Here is a 23,426-nt window from a genome sequence, read left to right on the forward strand (position 1 = left end):
GTTCCGCGCGGTTCGAGTTCCACGTTCGTGTCCACGGGCGGAAGAGCGAGACCCGACCCCTCGGGAGCAGAGGGGTTGACCGGACGCACGAACGTGGGAGCACACGTGGCACAGGGCACCGTGAAGTGGTTCAACGCCGAGAAGGGGTTCGGCTTCATCGCCGTCGACGGCGGCCAGGACGTCTTCGTCCACTACTCGGCCATCCAGATGGACGGCTACAAGAGCCTCGACGAGGGCCAGCGGGTCACCTTCGAGGTCGTCCAGGGCGAGAAGGGTCCGCAGGCGGACGCCGTCCGCGGCGCCTGATCCACCCAGTAACGAGGCCCGGTCCCCCGCGGGGGACCGGGCCTCGTCGCATGTCAGGGCCCGGTCCGGCCCGGTCGGAGGACCCCCTCCTTGCACTCGCCGAGGTCGAGTGCCAGACTTCGGGTTGGCACTCGGAGCTGCTGAGTGCCAACCAGGTCGGAACGGTGAGGCACCGGTCCGCGGACCGCAGGAGCGTCCGCGCCGCTGGTGTCGTCCGTCGCGGGCGCCGGGCCTGACCGTGCAGCGATCAAGCATGGAGGACACCACCACATGGCCAAGATGATCGCCTTCGAGGAAGAGGCGCGCCGCGGCCTCGAGCGGGGCATGAACACCCTCGCCGACGCCGTCAAGGTGACCCTCGGCCCCAAGGGCCGCAACGTCGTGCTGGAGAAGAAGTGGGGCGCTCCCACGATCACCAACGACGGTGTGAGCATCGCCAAGGAGATCGAGCTCGAGGACCCGTGGGAGAAGATCGGGGCCGAGCTGGTCAAGGAGGTTGCGAAGAAGACCGACGACGTCGCGGGTGACGGCACCACCACCGCCACCGTGCTCGCCCAGGCACTCGTCCGCGAGGGTCTGCGCAACGTCGCCGCCGGCGCGAACCCGATGGCCCTGAAGAAGGGCATCGAGAAGGCCGTCGCCTCGGTCTCGGACTACCTGCTGGCCACCGCCAAGGACGTCGAGACCAAGGAGCAGATCGCGGCCACCGCCTCGATCTCCGCCGCGGACCCCGCCATCGGTGAGCTCATCGCCGAGGCGATGGACAAGGTCGGCAAGGAAGGTGTCATCACCGTCGAGGAGAGCAACACCTTCGGTCTCGAGCTCGAGCTCACCGAGGGCATGCGCTTCGACAAGGGTCACCTGTCGGCCTACTTCGTGACCGACACCGACCGCATGGAGACCGTGCTCGACGACCCGTACATCCTGGTCGTCAACAGCAAGATCTCCTCGGTGAAGGACCTGCTCCCGCTGCTGGAGAAGGTCATGCAGTCCGGCAAGCCGCTGGCGATCATCGCCGAGGACGTCGAGGGCGAGGCCCTGGCGACCCTGGTGGTCAACAAGATCCGCGGCACCTTCAAGTCGGTCGCCGTCAAGGCCCCCGGCTTCGGTGACCGCCGCAAGGCCATGCTGCAGGACATCGCGATCCTCACCGGTGGTCAGGTCATCAGCGAGGAGGTCGGCCTCAAGCTGGAGAACGCCGACCTGTCCCTGCTGGGCCGGGCGCGCAAGTTCGTCACCACCAAGGACGAGACGACCATCATCGAGGGCGCCGGTGACGCCGACCAGATCCAGGGTCGCGTCAACCAGATCCGCGCCGAGATCGACAAGTCGGACTCCGACTACGACCGCGAGAAGCTGCAGGAGCGCCTGGCCAAGCTGGCCGGAGGCGTCGCCGTCATCAAGGCCGGCGCCGCGACCGAGGTCGAGCTCAAGGAGCGCAAGCACCGCATCGAGGACGCGGTGCGCAACGCCAAGGCCGCCGTCGAGGAGGGCATCGTCGCCGGTGGTGGCGTCGCCCTGGCGCAGGCCACCACCGTCGCGTTCGACAAGCTCGAGCTCGAGGGTGACGAGGCGACCGGTGCCAACATCGTGCGCGTCGCGCTCGAGGCGCCGCTGAAGCAGATCGCGATCAACGCCGGCCTCGAGGGTGGCGTCGTCGCGGAGAAGGTGCGCAACTCGGAGACCGGCTGGGGCCTCAACGCCGCCACCGGCGAGTACGTGGACCTGGTCGCGGCCGGCATCATCGACCCGGCCAAGGTCACCCGCTCGGCGCTGCAGAACGCCGCCTCCATCGCGGCGCTCTTCCTCACCACGGAGGCCGTCATCGCCGAGAAGCCGGAGAAGAACGCCCCGGCCATGCCCGGTGGCGACGGCGGCATGGGCGGCATGGACTTCTGACGTCCTCACCGCTCAGCGCCAGCTGACACTGCACCACCAGCACTGCCCGGCAGGGGCGGCCCCGCATCGCGCGGGGCCGCCCCTGTCGGCGTCACCGGTAGGTCTGGACCACGATGGACACGAATCACCTGGTCGACGTCCCGGCGGGGGAGATCGTCCTGCGGGACGAGGGCACGAGGACCAGCTGGCGGGTCGACGTCCCCGCGTTCCGCCTGGCGCCGTACCCGGTCACCCGGGCGCTCTGGCGCGCGGTCACCGGCGAGGCGCCGGCGGGCTCCGCGGGGCTGTGGACGCCGGTGACCGACGTGTCCTGGACCGACGCCGTCCGGTTCTGCAACCTCCTGTCGGCGGCGACGGGACTCGGTCTCTGCTACGCCATCGGCGTCGATCCCGACGCGCAGGACGTGGTCTGCGACTGGGCGGCGGACGGCTTCCGTCTCCCGTCGGAGGCGGAGTGGGAGTACGCGTGCCGGGCCGGCACGACCGGCGTCCGCCCCGGCGAGCTGGACGACATCGCCTGGTACCGCGGCAACTCCGGGGGTGAGGTGCACGAGGTCGGCGCGAAGGAACCGAACCCGTGGGGCCTGTTCGACATGATCGGCAACGTCTGGGAATGGTGCTGGGACGTCTTCGACCCCGACGTCTACGGGCCGTACCGGGTGTTCCGCGGCGGGGGCTGGCAGGACCACCCGCGCGCCTGCCGGTCGTCCTGCCGGCGGAAGAGCCACCCCACCCTGCGCATCGACGACCTGGGGTTCCGCCTCGCCCGGTCGCGCTGATCCGCGTCGAGAGCGGGGATGCCGGGCCTTGCGGGCCTGCTCGGACCCCGGCAACCCCGATCTCGATGATCAGCCGGCGTCCGGGCGTCCTCAGTCGGCCAGCGCCTGGTGGTCGACGGCGTCGAGGCAGAGGTCCTTGAAGCGGGCGGGGAGTCGCTCATGGTCGGCCAGGGTAGGGCGCGCGGGTGACGGTGATCATCGGGACCTCGGGGTGGCAGTACCGCGACTGGCGCGGCCGCTTCTACCCGCCGAGGCTGCCGCAGCGTCTCTGGCTGGAGCACCACGCCGAGCACTTCGCCACCGTCGAGAGCAACAACGCCTTCTACCGGCTGCCGGAGAAGACGACCTTCGAGGCCTGGCGGGCGCGCACCCCGGACGACTTCCGGTGGGCGGTGAAGGCCTCCCGCTACCTCACGCACATCAAGCGGCTGCGCGACCCGGAGGAGCCGGTCGCCCGGCTGATGGAACGGGTGGTCGGGCTGGGCGACCGGCTGGACGCCGTCCTGCTGCAGCTCCCGCCCACGCTCAAGGCCGACCTCGACCTGCTCAGCACCTGCCTCGGGCAGTTCCCGGCCGGCACCCGGATCGCGGTGGAGCCGCGGCACGAGAGCTGGTGGACCGACGAGGTCCGGGCCCTGCTGGAGCGGTACCAGGCGGCGCTGTGCTGGGCCGACCGCGGCGAGCAGCCGATCGCGCCGCTGTGGCGCACCGCCGAGTGGGGCTACCTGCGGCTGCACACCGGCGCCGAGGGCTGGGGGTACCGGCCCGAGACGCTGCGGACCTGGGCGGAGCGGCTCGCGGGCACCTACGGGGACGACGACGTCCTCGTGTACTTCAACAACGACCCCGGCGGCGCGGCCACCGTGGACGCGGTGACCTTCGCCGACGCCGTCCGGGCCACCGGCGGCCGGCACACCCGCGTGCCCACGCACGACCAGGCCAGCGGCGCCGCCTGGCCGCCGCCCGAGCCGAGGGCCCCGCGTCAGAGGACGGCGCGGTCCTCGGCGAAGGTGACGCCCAGCTGACCGGCGGCGTCCTCGAGGACCCGCTGGACGGCCAGCGTGTCGGCCAGCGGCATGACCGCGCTCTCGGTGCGGCCGGCCCGCACGCACTCGGTCACCTCGGCGAGCTCGTGGGAGTACCCGCCGCCGCGCTGCGCGAGGGTGATCGCCTCCGGCTCGGCGTCGGCGGCGGCCCGGTGCAGCACGATCGTCTGCGGGTGGTGGAAGCGCGGCAGCACGTCGATCCAGCCCGCCGTCCCGAAGACCCGGGCCTGCCCGGGCAGGGCGTTCCGCAGCGATGTGGTCAGCGTCGCCGTCCGGCCGTCGGCGTAGCCGAGCAGCAGGGACGCCTCGGCGTCGACGCCGGTGTCGAACGTCGACCCGGCCGCGACGACGGTGTCCGGGTCGCCGAGCACCATCTGCGCGAAGGAGACGACGTAGACCCCGAGGTCGAGCAGGGCGCCTCCGCCGAGCTCGCGGGAGAACAGCCGGTCGGTCGGGTCGAACTCCCGCTGCACGCCGAGGTCGGCCTGCACCGAGCGGACCTCACCGATCGCCCCCTCGGCGATCAGCTCCCGCAGCCGGACGACGGCCGGCTGGAACCGTGTCCACATCGCCTCCATGACGAAGACGCCCGTTTCCCGGGCCACGTCGACGACCTCCTGCGCGCCGGCCACGGTCGCGGTGAAGGCCTTCTCGATCAGCAGCGCCTTGCCCGCCTTGAGCGCGCCGAGCGCGATCTCGCAGTGCTGCGGGTGGGGCGTGGCGACGTAGAGGACGTCGACCTCCGGGTCGGCCAGGATGTCGGCGTAGGACCCGTGGGACCGCTCCAGCCCGTGCCGGCCGGCGAAGTCGCGCGCGCGGTCCAGCGAGCGGGAGGCGACGGCGACCGCCCGCGCGCCCTCGACGTGCCGGAAGTCCTGCACGACCTTCTCGGCGATGCGGCCCGGCCCGACGACGCCCCAGCGGATCTCCTCAGTCACGCGTCGAACGGTAGCGGGCGGGGCAGACTGCGCCCCGTGGCCGTCCTGATCGACACCCCCGTCTGGCCGTGGCGCGGGCGGCGGTGGTCACACCTGGTGAGCGACACCGACTACGCGGAACTGCACGCGTTCGTCGCCGCGCACCTGGGGATCCCGCGGCGGGCGTTCCAGGGCGACCACTACGACGTGCCGGAGGAGCTCTACGACGTCGCGGTCGGCGCGGGCGCCGAGCCGGTGGGCGCCCGGGAGCTGCTGCGCCGGCTGATGGCCGCCGGTCTGCGGGTCAAGAAGCGGCGCGACTCCGCAGCAGGCTGAGCTCGGCGGTCATGTTGGCCCGGGCCCGCGGGGTCCAGGCCGCGGTGACCTCAGGGGTCCGGTACAGCGTGGGCAGCGCCAGCAGGTGCTCGAGGACGGCGATGCGGCCGGTGGTGAAGTCGGCGTCGGACAGGTGGCCGTACTCAGCCCGGACAGCGGAGGCGTAGCCGGCGTAGGCCTCCGGCGGTGCGGCCAGCACGGCGAGGTCGGCGTCGCAGAGGACGGCGCCGTTCGCGTCGCCGTCCGCGGGGTCGTGCCCGGCGGTGAGCAGCACCAGCCGCTCCACCTCGGCCACCGTCGCCGGGTCGACCAGCCCGAGCAGGCCGATCCGCGCGCGGGCGGCGCTGACCGCCTCGTTGTCGTCGCGCTCCGAGTCGTAGGCGACGTCGTGGTACCAGGCGGCGAGGCGGACGGCGGCGGGGTCGGTCGCGTGCCCGGCCAGCCGGTCGACGATGCTCAGGACGGCGGCCAGGTGGGCGAGGTCGTGGTAGCGGCGGTGCGGCTCGGTCCAGGACCCGACGACGGCGGCCCACTCGGTGCGCGAGGTGGGGGAGTCGCCGGCCAGCAGTGCCCAGTCCTCGAACGCCACGCCGGTCACCCGCGGAGTCTGGCACGCGCGCCGGTCCTCTCCTCCCCACGGGGGAGGCGCCACGGGACCCGCGGCCTGCGCCGCTACCGTTTGGATCATGGCTTCTCCGACGCCCCCGCCGGGCTGGTACCCCGACCCCGCCGGTGGGCCCGGCACGCGCTGGTGGGACGGCCAGGGCTGGACCGAGCACGTGCAGCAGCCGCCCGCGCCGCCGCAGTACCCGCAGCCGCAGTACCCGGCGCCGCAGCAGTGGGCCCGGTCGGTCTTGCTCGAGCAGCCGGTGCTCGTCGTCCAGCAGAAGACCAAGCTCATCGAGCTCACCAACGAGTACGGCGTCTTCGACGGCAACGGGCAGCAGCTGGGCGCCGTCGTCCAGGTCGGGCAGAGCACCCTGCGCAAGGCCTTCCGGTTCGTCTCCGAGTTCGACCAGTTCCTCACCCACCGGCTGGAGGTGCGCGACGCCACCGGCCCGGTCCTCATGCTCACCCGCCCGGCCAAGGTCATGAGGTCGCGCGTGCAGGTGTCCCGGCCCGACGGGCAGCCGCTCGGCGAGATCGTCCAGGCCAACGTCCTCGGCAAGATCCGGTTCGATCTGGTGGTCGGCGGGCAGCTGGTCGGCGCCATCCAGGCGGAGAACTGGCGGGCCTGGGACTTCTCGATCGGCGACGGCTCGGGCCGGGAGGTCGCCCGGATCACCAAGACCTGGGAGGGCCTGGCCCGCACGATGCTCACCACGGCCGACAACTACGTGGTGCAGGTGCACCAGCGGCTGGAGGAGCCGCTGGCCAGCCTCGTGCTGGCCAGCGCCCTCACCGTCGACACCGCCCTCAAGCAGGACGAGCGCGGCTTCAACTGAGTCCGGCGCCACGCGCATGGGTGCCCGGGCGCCGGGTACGGTGGACGACGTCCGGGCCGGGCGACCTGTGTCCCCGGGCTCCACTTGATAATTGCCGCCGCGGAAAACCGCCCCGACCTCGGTCGGGGGCTGGAGCTGCGGATGCGCAACCCGCCGCGAGGCGACCAGCGTCCGGCTCGGACCCCAACGCGACGGACCTCCGGGCCCCCGCCGCGAGCGGTGGGGGCCTGACGGGTCCTCCTTCAGTCCTCGGTCTGCCCGAGGAGCCAGCCGTGCTCGCCGGTGAGGGCGTTGGCCGCCGCCGGACCCCACGACCCCGGGGCGTACGGGTGCACCTCCGGGCGGTGGTCCAGCACCGGCTGCAGCGCCCGCCAGGTCTCGGCCAGGCCCTTGCTCGTGGTGAACAGCGACCGGTCGCCGACCAGCACGTCGTGGATGAGCGACACGTAGGGGGCCAGCGGCTCGCCGCCGGGCACCTGGGACAGGTCCAGGGACACCCGGGCCGGGGCCATCGCAAGGTCGGGGCCCGGCCGCTTCGCCATGATGTCGACGTCCAGGGCGCCGGCCCCGGCCAGCGACAGGGAGATCACGTTCCCGTTGGCCGGCACGTCGTGCACCGGGCCCTTCGGGCGGTGCAGCACCAGGCTCACCCGCTGCTGCTTGTCCGCCATCCGCTTGCCGGTGCGCAGCAGGAACGGCACGCCGCGCCACCGGCCGGAGTCGATGAACAGCCGGGCGGCCACGAAGGTGTCGGTCCGGCTGTCGTCCGGCACGTCGTCCAGGTCGCGGTAGCCCTCGTACTGACCGAGGACGACGTCCTCCGGCGCCAGCGGGCGGAAGTGGGAGAGCACCGACTCGCGCGCGGCGAGGATGTCGTTGGCCGAGAAGCTGACCGGCGGCTCCATGGCGACCTCGGCGGCCACCTGGAACAGGTGCGTGACCAGCATGTCCAGGGTCGCGCCGGTGGCGTCGTAGAAGTCGGCGCGGTCGGCGACGTCGAGGTCCTCGGGGACGTCGATCTGCACCTGGGCCACGTGCTCGCGGCTCCAGATGTGCTCGAACAGGCCGTTGGCGAACCGCGCCACGTGCAGGTCCTGGGTGCCCTCCTTGCCCAGGAAGTGGTCGATGCGGAAGACCTGCCCCTCGTCCATCACCGAGTGCACCAGGTCGTCGAGCTCGCGGAAGCCCTCCGGGGAGGCGCCGAACGGCTTCTCGTAGACGACCCGCGCGCCCTCGGCCAGCCCGTGGGCGCCCAGCGCGCTGGTGTAGCCGGTGAAGGCCTTCGGCGGCAGGGAGAGGTAGTGCACCAGCTGGGCGTCCTCGCCGAGCTCCTTGCGGGCGGTGGTGACGGCGTCGAGCAGCTCGCCCGGGTCCTCGGCGGTGAACCCGCCGCCGGCGAAGCGCAGGCGGTCGCGGAACTCCTCCCACGGCCCCTCGTCCGGCGCGGGGCCGAACGTCTCGAGGGACTCGCGCACGTGCTCCACGAACCACTCGTCGGTCCGCTCGCCGCGGCCGCTGCCGATCAGCCGCCACTCGTGCGGCAGCAGGCCGTGCTGGGCCAGCTGGAAGAACGCGGGCAGCACCATGCGCTGCGCGAGGTCGCCGGTCGCGCCGAAGAGCACGAAGACGGTCGGGGCCAGGTCGTTCGTCGTCCCGGTCTCGGGCACGGGGCAGTCCTCTCGAGATGTGGCCTGGTGCGCTGCAGCTCGCTGTGGCCCACGACGTCGGGGGTGCACCGGCTTCAGTCAACAGGAACCCCGCAGCGGCGCGGCCGTGTTCCCGCCAGCAGTGTCCCGCATGCGGGGGCGCGAGCGCCTGGGTGGCCGCTCCGCCCGAGGTGCCGCTGCCGACCAGGCTCATTAGCGTGGGCCGACCACGACGACGACGGAGGGACCCATGACCGATACCGCGCGGGCAGACCGCACGCAGGAGGAACACCGCCTGCCGGTGCGCACGCTGGTGTCGGCCAGCATCGGCAACGCGGTCGAGTGGTTCGACTGGACGGTCTACGCGACGTTCCTCGTCTACTTCTCCACGCAGTTCTTCCCGAAGGAGAACGAGGCGCTGGCGCTGATCGGGACGACGTCGACGTATGCGCTGGCCTTCTTCTTCCGCCCGCTGGGCGGCTGGCTGCTCGGCCGGTTCGCCGACCTGCGGGGGCGCAAGGCCGGGATGCTGCTGACCATCCTGCTGATGGCGGGTGGCTCGCTGGTCATCGCGATACTGCCCACCTATGAGCAGGTCGGCTGGCTGGCGCCGGTGCTGCTGCTGCTCGCCCGGATAGCCCAGGGCATGTCGCTGGGCGGCGAGGTCTCCAACGCCTCGGCGTACCTCGCCGAGATCGCGCCGCCGTCCCGGCGCGGCCGGTACGCCTCGTTCTTCTACATCTCGACCGGCACGGCGCTGCTGCTCGCGTCCCTGCTCGGGGTGCTGCTCACCAACGTGCTCGGCGAGGACCAGCTGAACTCCTGGGGCTGGCGGATCGCCTTCGCCGCCGGTGGGCTGCTCGGGCTGGTCGGGTTGTGGCTGCGCCGGTCGCTGAGCGAGACCGAGCAGTTCGAGGAGAACGCGGCCAAGGCGCGGGCGACGAAGAACCCGCTGTGGCTGACCATCCGCGACCACCCGCGGGCGGTGCTCCAGCTGATCGGGTTCACGCTGCTGAACACGCTGTCCTACTACACCTTCTTCAGCGCGCTGACGCCGTTCGCGATCACGTACCGGGGCGCCGACGCCAACGACGTCTTCCTGGCGCTGTCGATCGGCACGGCGCTGTTCGTCGCGCTCTGCTATCCGTTCGGGGCGCTGTCGGACCGGTTCGGCCGCAAGCCACAGATGTACGTCTGGTCGGCAGGGCTCGCCGTGCTCGTCGTCCCGCTGTCGTTCCTGGTGCGGGACAACCTGTTCTCGCTCACCGTCGTCTTCTGCACCGGCCTGGCCCTCTACGCGCTGCTGGCCTCCATCGTCCCCGCGGTGATGAGCGAGCTCTTCCCCACCGAGCTGCGAGCCACCGGCATCGGCGCCTGGTACAACGTCACGGTCGCCTGCTTCGGTGGGACGGCGCCGCTGGTCATCGCCGCGCTGTCCGAGGCCGGGCACCCGCTGTGGTTCTTCTGGTACGTCGCGGTCGGGGCGGTCGTCGCCTTCGTCGCCACCCTCACCCTGCGCGAGACCAAGGGCACCGAGCTGCGCTGAGCCGTGAGACGCCGGGCCCGGTCCGCGAGGACCGGGCCCGGCCGAGGTCCGCTCAGTACGTCTCCTCTGTGGTGCTGCGGCGCGCTGGCCCGCCACCGGCGGAGTCGCCGTATGCGGCGGTGCGGATGACCCGCCGCTGACGCGGACCCCAGACGAGCAGCTCGAGCACTATGCCCAGGGCGCCGACGACCATCAGGATCCACCCGACCACCTGCAGGTCGACGCCACTGATGTCGACGCGCAGCGCGAAGGTGAGGATGGCGCCGAGGGCGAGCAGGACGATCGCTGTTCCGAGCCTCACGAGGACTCCCTTCTCCACGGCCCCTGCCCGAGGGCCGGAGGAGCCGACGGCGGTCGCCGTGGGCCGGACGGTGCCCGTGCTGCGCGCCGGCGACGCACCGCGAGGCGCGATGTCCTCCCAACGGGTGACGTCTGAGGGGTCCCGATCCGCCTGAGGCCCACGGGCAGGACCTCAGACCCACCTCAGGCCGGGCAGGGCCGCAGGACTGCCCGGTCGACCGATGCCGGGGGCACCACCTCAGCACGACCGTCGTCCCTGTTCGAGACAGACGACAGGAGACGGTCATGACCATGCGTTACCCGAACCCCGCCCTCGAGGCGGAGCTCGCCTACCGGCACGAGCGGATCGCCGAGTCCTTCCGCCGGGGCAGCCGCCGCGGCTCGTGGCGGACCCGGCACCGGAACGGGCAGCAGGACTGACGGCGCCGGCTGCGCGCACCGTGGGAGCCGGTCCTGTCGGCTGCCCGTGCCACGATCGGCCCGTGCCGCGCTGGGACGACTGTCCGCTGGTGGGCCGGGCCGACGAGCTCGCCCGGCTGCTGGCGCACGTCCGACGCGTGGCGGAGGGCCGTCCCTCCGCCGCGCTGCTCGCCGGCGACGCCGGCGTCGGCAAGACCCGGCTGCTCGACGAGCTGGCCCGCCGGGCCACCGACGACGGCGTCCGGGTCCTCGTCGGGCACTGCGTCGACCTCGGTGAGGTCGGGCTGCCCTACCTGCCGTTCGTCGACCTGCTGCGCCCGCTCACCGCGGACGCCGAGGAGGTCCTCGCGCGGCACCCGCTGCTGGCCGGACTGCTCGCCGGGCGTCCCGACGTCTCGGTCGTGCAGGCCGGTGAGCCCGCCGACCTCGGGCGGCCGCTGCTGAACCGGGCCGCCGCCGGCCGCCCGGTCGACGACGGCCGCCTCCAGCTGTTCGAGTCCGTCGCGGCCGTGCTCGGCGAGCTGGCCCTGTCCCGGCCGGTGCTCGTCGTGCTGGAGGACCTGCACTGGGCCGACCGGTCCAGCCGCGACCTGCTGCGCTACCTGCTGGCCCGGCTGGTCGACGAGCGCGTCGCGGTGGTCGGCTCCTACCGCGCGGACGACCTGCACCGGCGGCACCCGCTGCGGCCGCTGCTGGCCGAGCTGGTGCGGCTGCCCGGCGTCGAGCGGCTCGCGCTGGGCCCGCTGTCCGACACCTCGGTCGACGAGCTCGTCCGCCACCGTGCCGCCGCGCTCGGAGGTGTGCCCGACCGCACCGTGGAGGACGTCGTCGCCCGCGCCGAGGGCAACGCGTTCTACGCCGAGGAGCTGCTGACCGCCCGGCTGGAGGGCGACGCCCTGCCGCTGGTCCTCACCGACGTGCTGCTGTCCCGCGTCGAGCAGCTCGCCCCGGCCACCCAGCAGGTGCTGCGGGTGGCGGCCGTGGCCGGGCGCTCGGTGCGGCACGACCTGGTGGCCGCGGTGGGCGGCCAGTCCCCGGCGGAGCTGGAGCAGGCGCTCGCCGAGGCGGTGCACCACCACCTGCTCGTCGTCTCCGACGACGGCCGCTACCGCTTCCGGCACGCGCTGCTGCGCGAGGCGGTCCTCGCCGATCTGCTGCCCGGGGAGCGGGTGCGGCTGCACGGCGCGGTGCTCGCCTACCTCACCGCGCACCCGGCAGCCGGCACCGCCGCCGAGCGGGCGCACCACGCCCGGGAGAGCAACGACCTCCCCGGGGCGCTGAGCGCGTCGCTGGAGGCGGCCGCGGAGGCGCACCGGGTCGGCGCGCCGTCGGAGCGGCTGCAGCACCTGGAGGCGGCCCTCGCCCTCTGGCCGGTCGTGCCCGACGCGGCCGAGCGGGCCGGCCGGGCGCAGTGGGCCCTGCTGCTCGACACCGCGGCGGCGGCCCGGGCGGTGGGGGAGCACCACCGCGCGGTCGCGCTGCTGCGTGCGGCGCAGGACCTGCTCGGCCCTGACGGCGACCCGGTGGCCCAGGCCCGGGTGCACTACACGCTCGCCCAGGCGCTCACCCGGATCGAGGACCAGGCGGCCGCCTACCGCGAGAGCAGCGCCGCGATGGCGCTGGTGCCGGCCGATCCACCGTCGCCGGTGCGCACCTGGGCGGCGGCCGTGCACGCGCGCAAGAGCTACGACACCGGCCGGCGGGCCGAGGCGGATGCGGCGGCGGAGGAGGCGCTGGCCGCGGCCGACGCCCTCGGGCTGGACAGCGCGTGGTCGGACACCGCCGTCTCGCTCGCCTGGATGCGCGACGGCGGCGACCTCGGGAAGGTGCGGGCCCGGCTCGACGAGGCGCTGGTGCGCGCGCAGCGCTCGGGGGACCCCGACGTGGAGATGCGGGTGCTGTTCAACCTCGGCAACGTCGTCTACGAGGACGGCGACGTCACCGGCACGCTGGCCTGGACGTCGCAGGGGCTGGAGCGGGCCCGCGGGCTGGGCATCGAGTGGTCGTTCTTCGCCGCCGAGCTGCGCCACCTCGACGTCGTCGCCCGCTACGTGGCCGGCGACTGGGACGGCAGCCTGGAGGTCGCCGACCAGCTGGCCCGGGTTCCGGAGATGGCCGCCCACGTGCGCGCCGACGGGTTGATGGTGCTGGTCGGGCGCGGGGACCCCAGCGCCCGGGACCGCCTCGCCTGGGCGCAGGGGCTCACTGCCCGGCTGGAGTCGCACGGCCTCCTGCTGCTGGCCACCGCCGCCGCGGCGGTCGACCTGGCCGCCGACGACGGCGATCCGGAGACCGCGCTGGCGGTCACCGACGAGGCCGTCCGGCGGATCGCGGCGATCTGGGACGACGACCGGCTGGCCACCGTCCGGCTGGTCGCGTCGGCGCTGTCCGCGGTCGCCGACGCCGCCGCGGCCGCCCGGCTGGTGGGGGACACCGCCACGGCCGAGGAGTGGGTGCGCCGGACTGGGCCGCTGACCGGGTCCGCCCGCGAGGCGGTCGAGCTGTACCAGCGCGCGGTGGGGGAGATGGGCGTGGAGGGCCGGGCCTGGGTCGCCCGCCTGGACGCCGAGGAGGCGCGGCTGCGCGGCTGCGCCGCCCCGGAGCTGTGGCGCGCCGCCGTCGACGCGTTCGGCTACGGCCACGTGTACGAGGAGGCCCGCTCGCGGGCGCGGCTGGCGGAGGCGCTGCTGGCCACCGACGACCGCGAGGCGGCGGGGGCCGAGCTGAAGGCGGCGCACGAGGTGGCGGTGCGGTTGGGTGCGGCGCCGCTGCGCGCCCGGCTGGAAGCGCTGGCCCGGCGGGGGCGGCTCGACGCGGGACTGCCCGGCGTGCGGCCGGCCGACCCGTCGGCCGTGTTCACCCCGCGGGAGCGGGAGGTGCTGCGGCTGGTGGCGCAGGGCCGCACCAACCGGCAGATCGGCGCGGAGCTGTTCATCAGCGAGAAGACGGCCAGCGTGCACGTCAGCAACATCCTGGCCAAGCTCGCGGTCGGCTCCCGCACCGAGGCGGTCGCCATCGCCGCCGCCCGCGGCCTGCTGAGCTGAGCCGTCGTGTCGTGAGGAGTGGGGCCCGTAGGGTTCCGCGACCGAGCGACGAAGCGGCTCGACGAGGGTTGGGGACGGCACGTGGCCGCGGTGCGGTCCGGTAGGACCGCTGTGTCACAGCATGGTGCGGAGGCGTTCGCGGCGGGCGCGCAGGACGTCCACCGACGCGGACGCCGACGGCGGGCCGGGCACCGACTTCCGCAGCTGGGTGTGCACCACGGCCTGCGGCGTCGACGTCCTCGCCGAGACGCGGTTGACCAGCCGGTTGACCTCCCGGCGGAGCTCCGCGGCGTCGCGCCACGAGCGGCCGGCGTCGTCCTCGTCCGGGTGGTCCTGCACGAGCATCAGGCCGTCGTCCTCGTCGGGCATCCGCCGGACGGCCTCGACCCGCAGGCGCAGCTCGTCGTCCCGCTTGGCCAGCAGCGAGGCGGTCTGCTCGGGGGTGAGCAGGCCCGGGATGCCGAGGAACTCCTCCTCCTCGGCGCCCAGCGACACGGCGGCCGGGCGGCCCTCGCCGGTGTGCGCCGTCCCGCCGTGCAGCACGTGGGCGAACCGCGCGTCGGCCTCCAGCGCCTCCCACTCCTTCGCCGCGCCCTCGCGGGGCTCCCGCGGCGGCAGGTCCAGCGCCTCCAGCTCCTCGTCGGGCTGGCTCTTCGGCGGCGGCATGACGTGGTTGCGCTGCTCCTCCATCGAGGCGGCCAGCGTGAGCAGCGGCCGCACCGCGGGGAGGAACACGGTCGCGGTCTCGTGGCCCGCCCGGGCGCGCACCACGCGGCCGACGGCCTGCGCGAAGAACAGCGGCGTCCGGTAGGAGGTCATCCAGGCCAGGACGGCGGCCCGGGGGACGTCGACGCCCTCGGAGACCATGCGCACACAGACCGCGATCCGGGCGCCGCCGACGTTGAACTTCTCGATCTTCTTGGAGGCCTTCGGGTCGTCGGAGAGGATCAGCTCCGGCGCCTTCCCGGTGACCCGGCGGACGATCTTGGCGTACTCGCGGGCGTCGTCCTGGTCGCTGGCCAGCACCAGGCCGGCGGCGTCGGGCATGCCGCCTTCCTCGCGCAGGTGCGTGATGCGGTCGTCCATCGCCGCGATGACGTGCGGCACCCACTGGCCCTTGGGGTCCAGCGCGGTGCGCCAGGCCTGCATCTCGACCGAGCGGGTACCGGCCTCCGACAGCGAGGCGGCGACCACCTCACCGGCCGAGTTCCGCCAGCGGGAGGTGCCGGTGTAGGCGGCGAAGACCACCGGGCGGACGACGTTGTCGGCCAGCGCCTCCTTGTAGCCGTAGGTGAAGTCTGCGTAGCTCATCAGCCCGCCCTGGCCCTCGAACCCGTCCTCGACGTAGGTGACGAACGGGATGCGCTCGTCGGCCTTGGTGCGGAACGGCGTCCCGGTCAGGCAGAGCCGGCGGGCCGCGCGCCCGTAGGCCTCCTCGACCGCCTCACCCCAGGACAGGCCGTCGCCGGCGTGGTGCACCTCGTCCAGGATGACCAGCGTCTTGACGGCCGTGGCGCGGGCGGCGTGCAGCATCGGCTTGCCGGCCACCTGCGCGTAGGTGGTCACGTAGCCCTGGGTGCCGGCGCGCACCGGGCCGACGGCGTTGGTCAGCCCGGGGTCGAGCACGATCCCCATCCGGTCGGCCGCGTCGGCCCACTGCAGCCGCAGGTGGTCGGTCGGGCAGACGACGATGACCCGGGCCACCTCGCGCCGGGACAGCAGCCGCGCGGCCAGGGTCAGCGCGAACGTGGTCTTGCCGGCGCCGGGGGTCGCGGTGACGAGGAAGTCCTTGGGGGAGGTCTCCTCGTACTGCTCCAACGCGGCCTGCTGCCAGGCTCTGAGTGGACGGCTGGATGTCTGCGGGGCCGGTGCCTCCGCGCGTGCTGCAGTCGCCATGTCGGGGCTCATTCTGGACGGCGCGAGGACAACACGCCCAACCGGGCACCTGCCGCGCGCCTCGCTCCCGGCGGCGTATGGGGCCTGCGGCCGGGCCGCTGACCTGCGCGTTCCCGAGCGCGCCGGCCGAGTGTGGTCCTCGTCATGCTCGGCGAGGACCGCCTCGTCACGTCACCCGGGCCCCGCCGTCCCCAGACGTCCCGCCGCGGTCAGAGCACCTTGGACAGGAACCCCCGGGTCCGTTCGTGCTGCGGGTTGCTGAGCACCTGCCGCGGATCGCCCGCCTCCACCACGACGCCGTCGTCCATGAAGACGAGCGTGTCGCCCACCTCCCGGGCGAACCCCATCTCGTGCGTGACCACGACCATCGTCATGCCGTCGGCCGCCAGGCCGCGCATGACGTCGAGGACCTCGCCGACCAGCTCCGGGTCCAGCGCGGAGGTGGGCTCGTCGAAGAGCATCAGCTTGGGCTCCATCGCCAGCGCGCGGGCGATCGCCACCCGCTGCTGCTGGCCGCCGGAGAGCTGGTTCGGGTAGTTGTGCACCCGGTCGCCGAGCCCGACCCGCTCGAGCAGCTCGCGACCCCGGGCGCGGGCGGCGTCCTTGGCCAGGCCCTTCACCCGCAGCGGGGCCTCGATGACGTTCTCCAGCGCCGTCATGTGCGGGAAGAGGTGGAAGCGCTGGAACACCATGCCGATGTCCCGGCGCTGCGCGGCGACCGCCCGCTCGGGCAGCTCGTGCAGCTTGCCGCCATGCTCGCGGTACCCGACCAGGTGGCCGTCGACCCAGAGCCGGCCGGCGTCGATCTTCTCCAGGTGGTTGATGCACCGCAGGAAGGTCGACTTCCCCGACCCGGAGGGCCCGATGACGCACATGACCTCGCGGGGGGCGACCTCCAGGTCGATGCCCTTGAGCACCTCGACGTGACCGAAGCGCTTGTGCACCCCCTCGGCCCGGACCATCGCCCGCCCGGCGCCGCCGGCGGTGTCCCCGTCGGTGCTCACTGGCTCCCCCCGACCTCGCGGGCCCGGCGCGCGGCCCGCTGCGCGCGGGTCTCCCGCGCGCCGAAGCCGCGGCTGAACCGCTTCTCCAGGAAGTACTGGCCCAGCATCAGCAGGCTGGCCAGCGCCGCGTACCAGAGGATCGAGGCCACGGCCATCGGGATGATCTGGAAGGTGCGGCTGCCGATGGCCCGCAGCTGGAAGTTGAGCTCGGTGGTCACCGGCACCGCGATGAGCAGCGAGGTGTCCTTGAGCATCGCGATCGTCTCGTTGCCGGTCGGCGGGATGATCACGCGCATCGCCTGGGGCAGCACGATGCGGCGCAGCGTGGTGCTGCGGTTCATCCCGAGCGCGCTGGCCGCCTCGGCCTGCCCCGGGTCGACCGACTGGATGCCGGCCCGCACGATCTCGGCCATGTAGGCGCCCTCGGACAGTGCCAGCCCGAGCAGCCCGGCGGTGAAGCCGGTGAAGATCTGGTTGCCGTTCAGCCCGAGGAACCGCAGGTCGCCGCTGAACCCGAACAGGTCCATCAGCTGCCGGTCGAAGGGGAAGCCGAGCTCGTAGGTCGCGTAGAGCGCGCCGAGGTTGGCCATGAAGAACAGCAGCACGATGCGCGGGATGGCGCGGAAGAACCAGACGTAGACCCAGGCCGCGCCGGAGACCACCGGGTTCGGCGACAGCCGCATCACGGCCAGCAGGACGCCGAGCAGGACGCCGAGCACCATGGCCAGCACCGTCATGAGCAGCGTCGTCCGGGCGCCGCGCAGCACCGGCTCGCTGAACATGTTGTCGACCATGAACTGCCACTGGAAGACCGGGTTGGTCGCCAGCATGTGGACGAACATGGCGATCAGCACCGCGATCACCGCGGCGGCGACCCACCGGCCGGGGTGCCGGACCGGCACCGCCCGGATCTGCTCGGGCGGTGCCGGTCGTGTCGGCGCGTCGGTGGCCATCGTCAGCCGACGGTCGGGTTCACCGTCGGGGTGTCGATGGCGCCGCCCTCCACACCCCAGTTCTGCAGGACCTGCTCGTAGGTGCCGTCCGCGATCAGCGCGGCCACCGCGTCGGCGAGCGCCTGGGCGAAGTCGGTCTGGTCCTTGGGGACGACGTAGCCGTAGGGCGCCGCGTCGTACACGTCACCGAGCAGCTCGAGCTGGCCGTTGGTCTGCTTGACGGCGTAGGCCATCACCGGGGAGTCGGCGAGCACCGCGTCGTCCTTGCCGGACACGACCGCGGCGGTGGCCTCGTCCTGGCCCTCGTACTGGTCGATGGTGATCTCCGGCTCGCCCGCGGCCGTGCACTCCGCGGAGCGGGCGGTGATGTCCTCGGCCTGGACCGTTCCCTTCTGCACCGCGACCCGCGCGCCGCAGGGGGCCTCCGGGTCGATCCCCTGGGGGTTGCCCGCCTTCGTCGCCCACTGCGTGCCGGCGTCGAAGTAGCTGATCATGGTGGCCTCGGCCAGCCGGTCGGGGTTGACGGTGAAGGAGGAGACCCCGACCTCGTACCGCCCCGAGCCGACGCCGGCGATGATCGAGTCGAACGGCGCCGTCTGGAACTCCGCCTCCAGCCCGAGCTTCGCGGCGACGAGGCTGAACAGGTCGACGTCGAAGCCGACGATCGTGGACCCGTCCTCGGCGAGGAACTCGCTCGGCGCGTAGGTCGAGTCGGTGCCCACGGTGATGACGCCGTCGGACGCGATGTCCGCGGGCACCCGGTCGGCCAGCGCCGGGTCGGCCTCGACGCTGGGCAGCGACGAGGAGGCCGCGCTCCCGCCGGTGCTGTCGGCCGCGCTGCCGCCGGAGTCGGAGGTGCCGCCGCAACCGGTGACCGCGAGCGCGGTGCTGGTCAGGGCGACCGCGGCCACGGCCACGCGGCGGATCGGACTGCTGGTACGCACGAGAACTCCTCACTGGGGGATCGATCACACTGATCTTCTCCTGCCCGCTCGACCCGCGGTCCACCCGGTCGCCTCGCGGGCTCCCCGCGGGCTCGCCACGCCTGCCGGGCGCCGAACTGACGGCGGCCGGATCGCGTCGTAGGCTGGGTGCGGCCCCTCGACCAGGAGGCCAGTCCGGCCCGGCGGCCAGCGGCACACCCCCCGCGCTCCGCGCCGTCCCTTCCTCAGCTCGTCCAGCCTCCTGGAGCTCTCGTGTCCTCCGCCGTCCTGTCCCAGCCCGTCCCTGCCCTCGCCCAGCGGCTGAGTGGCGTGGCGAGCTCCCCGGTCCGTGAGCTGCTCGCGCTGCTCGACCGCCCCGGGGTCATCTCCTTCGCCGGCGGGCTGCCCGCCCCTGAGCTCTTCGACCTCGACGGGGTGCGTGCCGCCTACGACCGCGTGCTGTGGGGGCCGAACGCGCGCCGCGCGCTGCAGTACGCCGCGACCGAGGGCGACCGCGACCTGCGGGCGCGGGTCGCCGCGCGGCTGACCGCCCGCGGCGTGCTCACCACCGTCGACGACCTGCTGATCACCTCCGGCTCGCAGCAGGCGCTCACCCTCGTCGCCACCGCGCTGCTCGACCCGGGCGCGGTCGTGCTCGTCGAGGACCCGACCTACCTGGCCGCGCTGCAGTGCTTCCAGCTCGCCGGTGCCCGGGTCGTCCCCGTGCCCACCGACGAGAAGGGGATGGACCCCGCGGCGCTCGCCGATGCGCTGCGCCGGGAGCAGCCGGCGCTGGTCTACCTGGTGCCCACCTTCGCCAACCCGACCGGGCGCACGATGCCCGAGCAGCGGCGGGCCGAACTGGTGGAGATCACCGCGCGGCACGGGGTGTGGGTCGTGGAGGACGACCCGTACGGCGAGCTGCGTTACCGCGGTGGCCCGGTCGCCCCGCTGGCCGCGCACCCGGGCGCCGACGGGCACGTCCTGCACCTGGGCAGCTTCTCCAAGATCGCTGCGCCGGGGCTGCGGCTGGGCTGGCTGCGGGCGCCGTCCTCGGTGCTCCCGGCGCTGACCGTCGCCAAGCAGGCCGCGGACCTGCACACCTCCACGATCGACCAGGCCGCCGCCGCGGTCTGGCTCGCCGAGACCGACGTCGAGGCGCACGTGCTGCGGCTGCGCTCGGCGTACCGGCAGCGGCGGGACGCGATGGTGCAGGCGCTGCCAGAGGTCCTGCCGCCGGGGAGCAGCTGGACCGATCCGGACGGCGGGATGTTCGTCTGGGCGCGGCTGCCCGGGAACCCCGACACGGCCGAGCTGCTGCGCCGGGCGCTGAGCGCGGACGTCGCCTTCGTGCCCGGCGCCGCGTTCTACGCGGGCACGCCGGACCGGGCGACGCTGCGGCTGTCGTTCACCACGCACACGCCCGAGCGGATCGGCGACGGCCTGGCGAGGCTCGCCGGCGTGTTCCGAGGCTGAGTCGTCGGGGGGCCATGCCAGCCGGCATGGCCCCCCGCGGCGTCACTCGGCGGGCTCGTCCACCCAGTCGGGGCCGTTGACCTCGCCGGGGCCGGCCAGGTCCGCGGCGTCGACGATCGTGTACGCGTAGCCCTGCTCGGCGAGGAAGCGCTGCCGGTGGGCGGCGTACTCGGCGTCCAGGGTGTCGCGGCTGACCACCGTGTAGAAGTGCGCCTGCCGGCCGTCGGCCTTGGGCCGCAGCACCCGGCCGAGCCGCTGCGCCTCCTCCTGCCGTGACCCGAAGGTGCCCGACACCTGGACGGCGACGGCGGCCTCGGGCAGGTCGATGGAGAAGTTGGCGACCTTGGAGACGACGAGGGTCTTGACCTCGCCGGCGCGGAACGCGTCGAAGAGCTTCTCGCGCTCCTTGTTGGTGGTCGACCCCTGGATCACCGGTGCGTCCAGCGCCCGGCCGAGCTCGTCGAGCTGGTCGAGGTAGGCGCCGATCACCAGCTTCTGCTCGTCGGGGTGCCGGTCGAGCACCCGGCGGATCACCGGCAGCTTGGACGCCGCGGTGGCCGCGATCCGGTACCGCTCCTCGGGCTCGGCGACCGCGTAGGTCATCCGCTCCTCGTCGTCGAGCGCGACCCGCACCTCGACGCACTCGGCCGGGGCGATGTGGCCCTGCGCCTCGATGTCGCGCCACGGGGCGTCGTAGCGCTTGGGCCCGATGAGGGAGAAGACGTCGTCCTCCCGGCCGTCCTCGCGGACCAGCGTGGCCGTGAGGCCCAGCCGGCGGCGGGACTGCAGGTCGGCGGTGAGCCGGAAGATCGGCGCGGGGAGCAGGTGGACCTCGTCGTAGACGATCAGGCCCCAGTCCTGCGCGTCGAACAGGTCCAGGTGGCGGTACTCGCCCTTCCGGCGGGTGGTGATCACCTGGTAGGTGGCGATGGTGACCGGGCGGATCTCCTTGCGCTCGCCGGAGTACTCGCCGATCTCGTCCTCGGTCAGCGTGGTGCGGGCGACGAGCTCGCGCTTCCACTGCCGCCCGGACACGGTGTTGGTGACCAGGATCAGCGTGGTCGCCTTGGCCTCGGCCATCGCGGCCGCGCCGACCAGCGTCTTGCCCGCGCCGCAGGGGAGGACGACGACGCCCGAGCCGCCGGCCCAGAAGCCCTCGACCGCCTGCTGCTGGTAGTCGCGCAGGTGCCAGCCGTCCTGCTCCAGCGCGATCTGGTGCGCCTGGCCGTCGACGTACCCGGCGAGGTCCTCGGCCGGCCAGCCCACCTTCAGCAGCGCCTGCTTGAGCCGGCCGCGCTCGGAGGGGTGCACGACGACGGAGTCCCCGTCGATCCGCGCACCCAGCATCGGCGCCACCCGCTTGCTGCGGACGACCTCCTCCAGCACCGCGCGGTCGCTGCTGGTGAGCGTCAGCCCGTGCACCGGGTCGTTGGCCAGGGTCAGCCGGCCGTAGCGGTCCATCGTGTCGGCGACGTCGACCAGGAGCGCGTGTGGCACCGGGTAGCGCGAGTAGCGGACCAGTGCGTCGACCACCTGCTCGGCGTCGTGCCCGGCGGCGCGGGCGTTCCACAGCGCCAGCGGCGTCACCCGGTAGGTGTGCACGTGCTCGGGAGAGCGCTCCAGCTCGGCGAACGGGGCGATCGCCGCCCGGCACTCCTTCGCCAGCGGGTGGTCGACCTCGAGCAGCAGGGTCTTGTCCGACTGGACGATGAGGGGGCCGTCGCTCACTCGCACTCCTCGCTGGCGCTCGTCGGCCGCGTTCGCGGCGCTGTTGTGCTGACGGGTGAGCTCGCAAGCTCGCTCAACGTGTTGATTCCTTCGGCTCGGGAACTCCGGCGCAGACGAGGCACCGGGACTGTCCAAGGTAACGCCGCCGGGCGGCAGGTCCTTCCGGCTGACGCCGGTGCATCGGGACGAGGCGCGGTCCGCCGGCACCGGGCGTCCGGGCCCCATGTCGGCACGACGACATGGCGACATGGCGACGGGTCCCCGGTCACAAGGGTGGCGGATCGTCCCCGGGCGTGGCCGGCGGCGGTTCGGGTCCGGCCAGTGGCTCGGGTCCGGCCGGTGGGTCGGGTGGTCGGGGTCGTAGGCCCGGTGGTCGGGTGGTGCGGGTGACGCCGGACGGGGTGGTCACGGTGAGCACGCCGTCGTCGTCCGTGGCGAAGCGCCAGTCGGGAGAAGGTCTTCAGCCGGTGGTGGGAGCGGCACAGGCAGCACAAGTTGGTGCAGTCGGTGGTGCCGCCGTCCGCGTGGGGCACGACGTGGTCGAGGTCCGCCCAGCCGACCCGCTGCCCGCAGTTCGGGAAGCGGCACCGCCGGCCCCGGGCCTCGACGAAGCTCCGCTGCCGCGCGGTGGGCTGATACGCGTCGGTGGGCGGTGGTGGGCCGAGCACCGCACAACCACAGTCCGCCTGCTCGGGGTGGGTGCGGCAGCCGCGTCGGGCGAGGCGGGCCAGCTCGGCCGGTGAGACGGTGGCCAGCAGCTCCCCGTCCGGGCCGGTGATCGCGAAGCTCAGCGTCCCGCCGGCCGGGGTGGTCAGGCCGAGCGCGCCGATCCGGGCCAGCAGCTCACGGACGTGTGCTGCGGTGATCGGCAGCCCGTTCACCTCACCCGGGGCGGTGCCGGTGAAGGTGTCGAGGGCGGCGGTGACCGTCAGCTCCGCCCGGACGTGTGGCAGGCCGGTGTCCGCGGGGCGGCGGATCAGCAGCGACAGCACGTGCGTCCGTAGCTGCCCGATCGGCCGGGCATCGCCGTCGGCCTTGAGCATCCGGGCCAGCTGGTCGACCAGGTCGTGGCACTCGGCGGCCTCGTCGGCGGGCAGGTCGGCGGTCAGCGTGGCGCGGCCGTCGGTGGCCGAGGGGTGCAGCTTCACGTCGGCGGCCCGCGCGGCCTGTTCCCGCCGCTCGTCCGCGGCGGCGGCGTCCAGCCGCAGGAGCAGCGCGGTGGCGCGGTCGCGCAGCCGGTACACCGACAGGTCACCGGCCTGCCCGAGCAGCGCCGCCTCGACCCGCCCGGCGATCTCCGGTGAGGTGTGCATGAGCACGTCGGCCAGCGCCTGGGCGCGGCGCTCGTCGAGCTCGCCGGCGCTCAGCGCGGCGAAGGTGGCCGGCAGCTTGTCCCGCCACGTCTGCGCGCGGGCCAGCTTGATCGCCGCGGTGCCCCGGTCGAGGTTGAGCACCACCGCCAGCTCGGCGGGGAAGAACTCACTGACCCCGGCGGCGTCCTCGGCGGTCCAGCCCGACCGGCGGGCACCCGGGGTGTCCGCCGGCGGGTCCAGGGTGGCGGGGCGGTCGGCGGCCAGGGCGAGGATCAGCTCCGCCTCGTAGGCGGTGTCCATCGCCCGCCGCTGCTGTAGCCGCTGGAGCTCCCCGGCGACGTCCTCGGCGGACAGCCAGCCGACCGGCAGCCGCGGCAGACCCACCGGGCGCTCCCACACCCAGTCGATCCGCAGGCCACCCGCGGCGTGCTCCGAGGTCTCCGACACGG

General features: G+C 73.6%; 20 protein-coding genes. 10 read left to right on the forward strand and 10 right to left on the reverse strand.

Annotated elements, in window-relative coordinates:
- Positions 1 to 105 precede the first annotated feature (105 nt).
- From HK417_RS01560 to HK417_RS01575, 4 genes are all read left to right on the forward strand, one after another.
- Entirely contained in the window at positions 106 to 306 is a 201-nt protein-coding gene (locus tag HK417_RS01560) for a cold-shock protein (RefSeq protein WP_222262580.1), read from the forward strand.
- A 270-nt stretch (positions 307 to 576) separates the two neighbouring features.
- Complete coding sequence (gene groL / locus HK417_RS01565; RefSeq protein WP_222262582.1) at positions 577 to 2,205, forward strand: chaperonin GroEL; 1,629 nt, start codon at positions 577 to 579, stop codon at positions 2,203 to 2,205.
- Positions 2,206 to 2,318: 113 nt separating this feature from the next.
- Positions 2,319 to 2,984, forward strand: coding sequence for a formylglycine-generating enzyme family protein (locus tag HK417_RS01570; RefSeq protein WP_222262583.1), 666 nt, complete (start codon positions 2,319 to 2,321; stop codon positions 2,982 to 2,984).
- Positions 2,985 to 3,169: 185 nt separating this feature from the next.
- Positions 3,170 to 4,009, forward strand: a complete 840-nt coding sequence (locus HK417_RS01575; protein WP_222262585.1) for a DUF72 domain-containing protein — start codon at positions 3,170 to 3,172, stop codon at positions 4,007 to 4,009.
- Here HK417_RS01575 and HK417_RS26290 read toward each other — a convergent pair.
- Positions 3,967 to 4,968 (reverse strand): Gfo/Idh/MocA family protein, encoded by a 1,002-nt coding sequence (locus tag HK417_RS26290; protein WP_222262587.1) that lies wholly within the window; start codon positions 4,966 to 4,968, stop codon positions 3,967 to 3,969. The genes HK417_RS01575 and HK417_RS26290 overlap by 43 nt on opposite strands.
- Positions 4,969 to 5,004: 36 nt before the next feature.
- On the opposite strand from HK417_RS26290, the gene HK417_RS01585 reads away from it, so the two are divergent.
- The gene (locus HK417_RS01585) at positions 5,005 to 5,283 is read left to right on the forward strand and encodes a DUF4031 domain-containing protein (protein ID WP_222262589.1); all 279 of its coding nucleotides are present in this window, start codon (positions 5,005 to 5,007) and stop codon (positions 5,281 to 5,283) included.
- Here the strand turns inward: HK417_RS01585 and HK417_RS01590 are convergent.
- Entirely contained in the window at positions 5,252 to 5,881 is a 630-nt protein-coding gene (locus tag HK417_RS01590) for an HD domain-containing protein (RefSeq protein ID WP_222262591.1), read from the reverse strand. The two genes, HK417_RS01585 and HK417_RS01590, sit on opposite strands and share 32 nt — an antisense overlap.
- Positions 5,882 to 5,969: 88 nt before the next feature.
- On the opposite strand from HK417_RS01590, the gene HK417_RS01595 reads away from it, so the two are divergent.
- Positions 5,970 to 6,728, forward strand: a complete 759-nt coding sequence (locus HK417_RS01595; protein ID WP_222262593.1) for a phospholipid scramblase-related protein — start codon at positions 5,970 to 5,972, stop codon at positions 6,726 to 6,728.
- A gap of 242 nt (positions 6,729 to 6,970) precedes the next feature.
- On the opposite strand, the gene HK417_RS01600 is transcribed toward HK417_RS01595, so the two are convergent.
- On the reverse strand, positions 6,971 to 8,395 hold the full coding sequence (locus tag HK417_RS01600) for a glucose-6-phosphate dehydrogenase (RefSeq protein ID WP_308123308.1): 1,425 nt from the start codon (positions 8,393 to 8,395) through the stop codon (positions 6,971 to 6,973).
- Positions 8,396 to 8,624: 229 nt separating this feature from the next.
- Between HK417_RS01600 and HK417_RS01605 the strand changes: the two genes are divergently transcribed.
- Positions 8,625 to 9,920 (forward strand): MFS transporter, encoded by a 1,296-nt coding sequence (locus HK417_RS01605; RefSeq protein WP_222262594.1) that lies wholly within the window; start codon positions 8,625 to 8,627, stop codon positions 9,918 to 9,920.
- A gap of 52 nt (positions 9,921 to 9,972) precedes the next feature.
- Here HK417_RS01605 and HK417_RS01610 read toward each other — a convergent pair whose 3' ends face one another.
- Complete coding sequence (locus tag HK417_RS01610) at positions 9,973 to 10,221, reverse strand: DUF6458 family protein (RefSeq protein WP_222262596.1); 249 nt, start codon at positions 10,219 to 10,221, stop codon at positions 9,973 to 9,975.
- 284 nt (positions 10,222 to 10,505) lie between these two features.
- Here HK417_RS01610 and HK417_RS24840 point away from each other — a divergent pair, with 284 nt between their 5' ends.
- Together HK417_RS24840 and HK417_RS26035 are read left to right on the forward strand one after the other, a co-directional pair.
- Positions 10,506 to 10,640 (forward strand): hypothetical protein, encoded by a 135-nt coding sequence (locus HK417_RS24840; RefSeq protein ID WP_261325575.1) that lies wholly within the window; start codon positions 10,506 to 10,508, stop codon positions 10,638 to 10,640.
- 62 nt (positions 10,641 to 10,702) lie between these two features.
- The gene (locus tag HK417_RS26035; RefSeq protein WP_308123309.1) at positions 10,703 to 13,684 is read left to right on the forward strand and encodes a helix-turn-helix transcriptional regulator; all 2,982 of its coding nucleotides are present in this window, start codon (positions 10,703 to 10,705) and stop codon (positions 13,682 to 13,684) included.
- Positions 13,685 to 13,798: 114 nt separating this feature from the next.
- Here the strand turns inward: HK417_RS26035 and HK417_RS01620 are convergent, their stop codons facing one another.
- The 4 genes from HK417_RS01620 to HK417_RS01635 all read right to left on the reverse strand — a co-directional run bounded on the left by HK417_RS01620 (position 13,799) and on the right by HK417_RS01635 (position 18,481).
- Positions 13,799 to 15,580 (reverse strand): DEAD/DEAH box helicase, encoded by a 1,782-nt coding sequence (locus HK417_RS01620; protein WP_222262600.1) that lies wholly within the window; start codon positions 15,578 to 15,580, stop codon positions 13,799 to 13,801.
- Positions 15,581 to 15,789: 209 nt separating this feature from the next.
- The gene (locus HK417_RS01625) at positions 15,790 to 16,584 is read right to left on the reverse strand and encodes an amino acid ABC transporter ATP-binding protein (protein ID WP_439957898.1); all 795 of its coding nucleotides are present in this window, start codon (positions 16,582 to 16,584) and stop codon (positions 15,790 to 15,792) included.
- Positions 16,581 to 17,537 (reverse strand): amino acid ABC transporter permease, encoded by a 957-nt coding sequence (locus HK417_RS01630; protein ID WP_222262602.1) that lies wholly within the window; start codon positions 17,535 to 17,537, stop codon positions 16,581 to 16,583. The genes HK417_RS01625 and HK417_RS01630 overlap by 4 nt, the downstream gene beginning before the upstream one ends.
- Positions 17,538 to 17,539: 2 nt before the next feature.
- The gene (locus tag HK417_RS01635) at positions 17,540 to 18,481 is read right to left on the reverse strand and encodes an ABC transporter substrate-binding protein (protein WP_222262604.1); all 942 of its coding nucleotides are present in this window, start codon (positions 18,479 to 18,481) and stop codon (positions 17,540 to 17,542) included.
- A 252-nt stretch (positions 18,482 to 18,733) separates the two neighbouring features.
- Here HK417_RS01635 and HK417_RS01640 point away from each other — a divergent pair, with 252 nt between their 5' ends.
- Positions 18,734 to 19,936, forward strand: a complete 1,203-nt coding sequence (locus HK417_RS01640; RefSeq protein ID WP_222262606.1) for an aminotransferase-like domain-containing protein — start codon at positions 18,734 to 18,736, stop codon at positions 19,934 to 19,936.
- A gap of 42 nt (positions 19,937 to 19,978) precedes the next feature.
- Here HK417_RS01640 and HK417_RS01645 read toward each other — a convergent pair whose 3' ends face one another.
- Together HK417_RS01645 and HK417_RS01650 are read right to left on the reverse strand one after the other, a co-directional pair.
- Positions 19,979 to 21,664: a DNA repair helicase XPB gene (locus HK417_RS01645; protein ID WP_222262609.1), complete on the reverse strand. Its 1,686-nt coding sequence runs from the start codon at positions 21,662 to 21,664 to the stop codon at positions 19,979 to 19,981.
- Positions 21,661 to 23,424: an HNH endonuclease signature motif containing protein gene (locus HK417_RS01650; RefSeq protein ID WP_308123310.1), complete on the reverse strand. Its 1,764-nt coding sequence runs from the start codon at positions 23,422 to 23,424 to the stop codon at positions 21,661 to 21,663. Before HK417_RS01650 ends, HK417_RS01645 begins: the two co-directional genes overlap by 4 nt.
- Positions 23,425 to 23,426: the final 2 nt, after the last annotated feature.

The sequence above is a fragment of the Modestobacter marinus genome (genome assembly GCF_019799945.1).
Taxonomy (GTDB): domain Bacteria; phylum Actinomycetota; class Actinomycetes; order Mycobacteriales; family Geodermatophilaceae; genus Modestobacter; species Modestobacter marinus_B.

What these genes read in the sequence shown, in the direction of transcription:
- HK417_RS24840 (WP_261325575.1), top strand. Translation starts at nt 10,506, where the DNA reads ATGACCATGCGTTACCCGAACCCCGCCCTCGAGGCGGAGCTCGCCTAC.
- HK417_RS01620 (WP_222262600.1), bottom strand. Translation starts at nt 15,580, where the DNA reads ATGGCGACTGCAGCACGCGCGGAGGCACCGGCCCCGCAGACATCCAGC.
- groL (WP_222262582.1), top strand. Translation starts at nt 577, where the DNA reads ATGGCCAAGATGATCGCCTTCGAGGAAGAGGCGCGCCGCGGCCTCGAG.
- HK417_RS01570 (WP_222262583.1), top strand. Translation starts at nt 2,319, where the DNA reads ATGGACACGAATCACCTGGTCGACGTCCCGGCGGGGGAGATCGTCCTG.
- HK417_RS01595 (WP_222262593.1), top strand. Translation starts at nt 5,970, where the DNA reads ATGGCTTCTCCGACGCCCCCGCCGGGCTGGTACCCCGACCCCGCCGGT.
- HK417_RS01605 (WP_222262594.1), top strand. Translation starts at nt 8,625, where the DNA reads ATGACCGATACCGCGCGGGCAGACCGCACGCAGGAGGAACACCGCCTG.
- HK417_RS01630 (WP_222262602.1), bottom strand. Translation starts at nt 17,537, where the DNA reads ATGGCCACCGACGCGCCGACACGACCGGCACCGCCCGAGCAGATCCGG.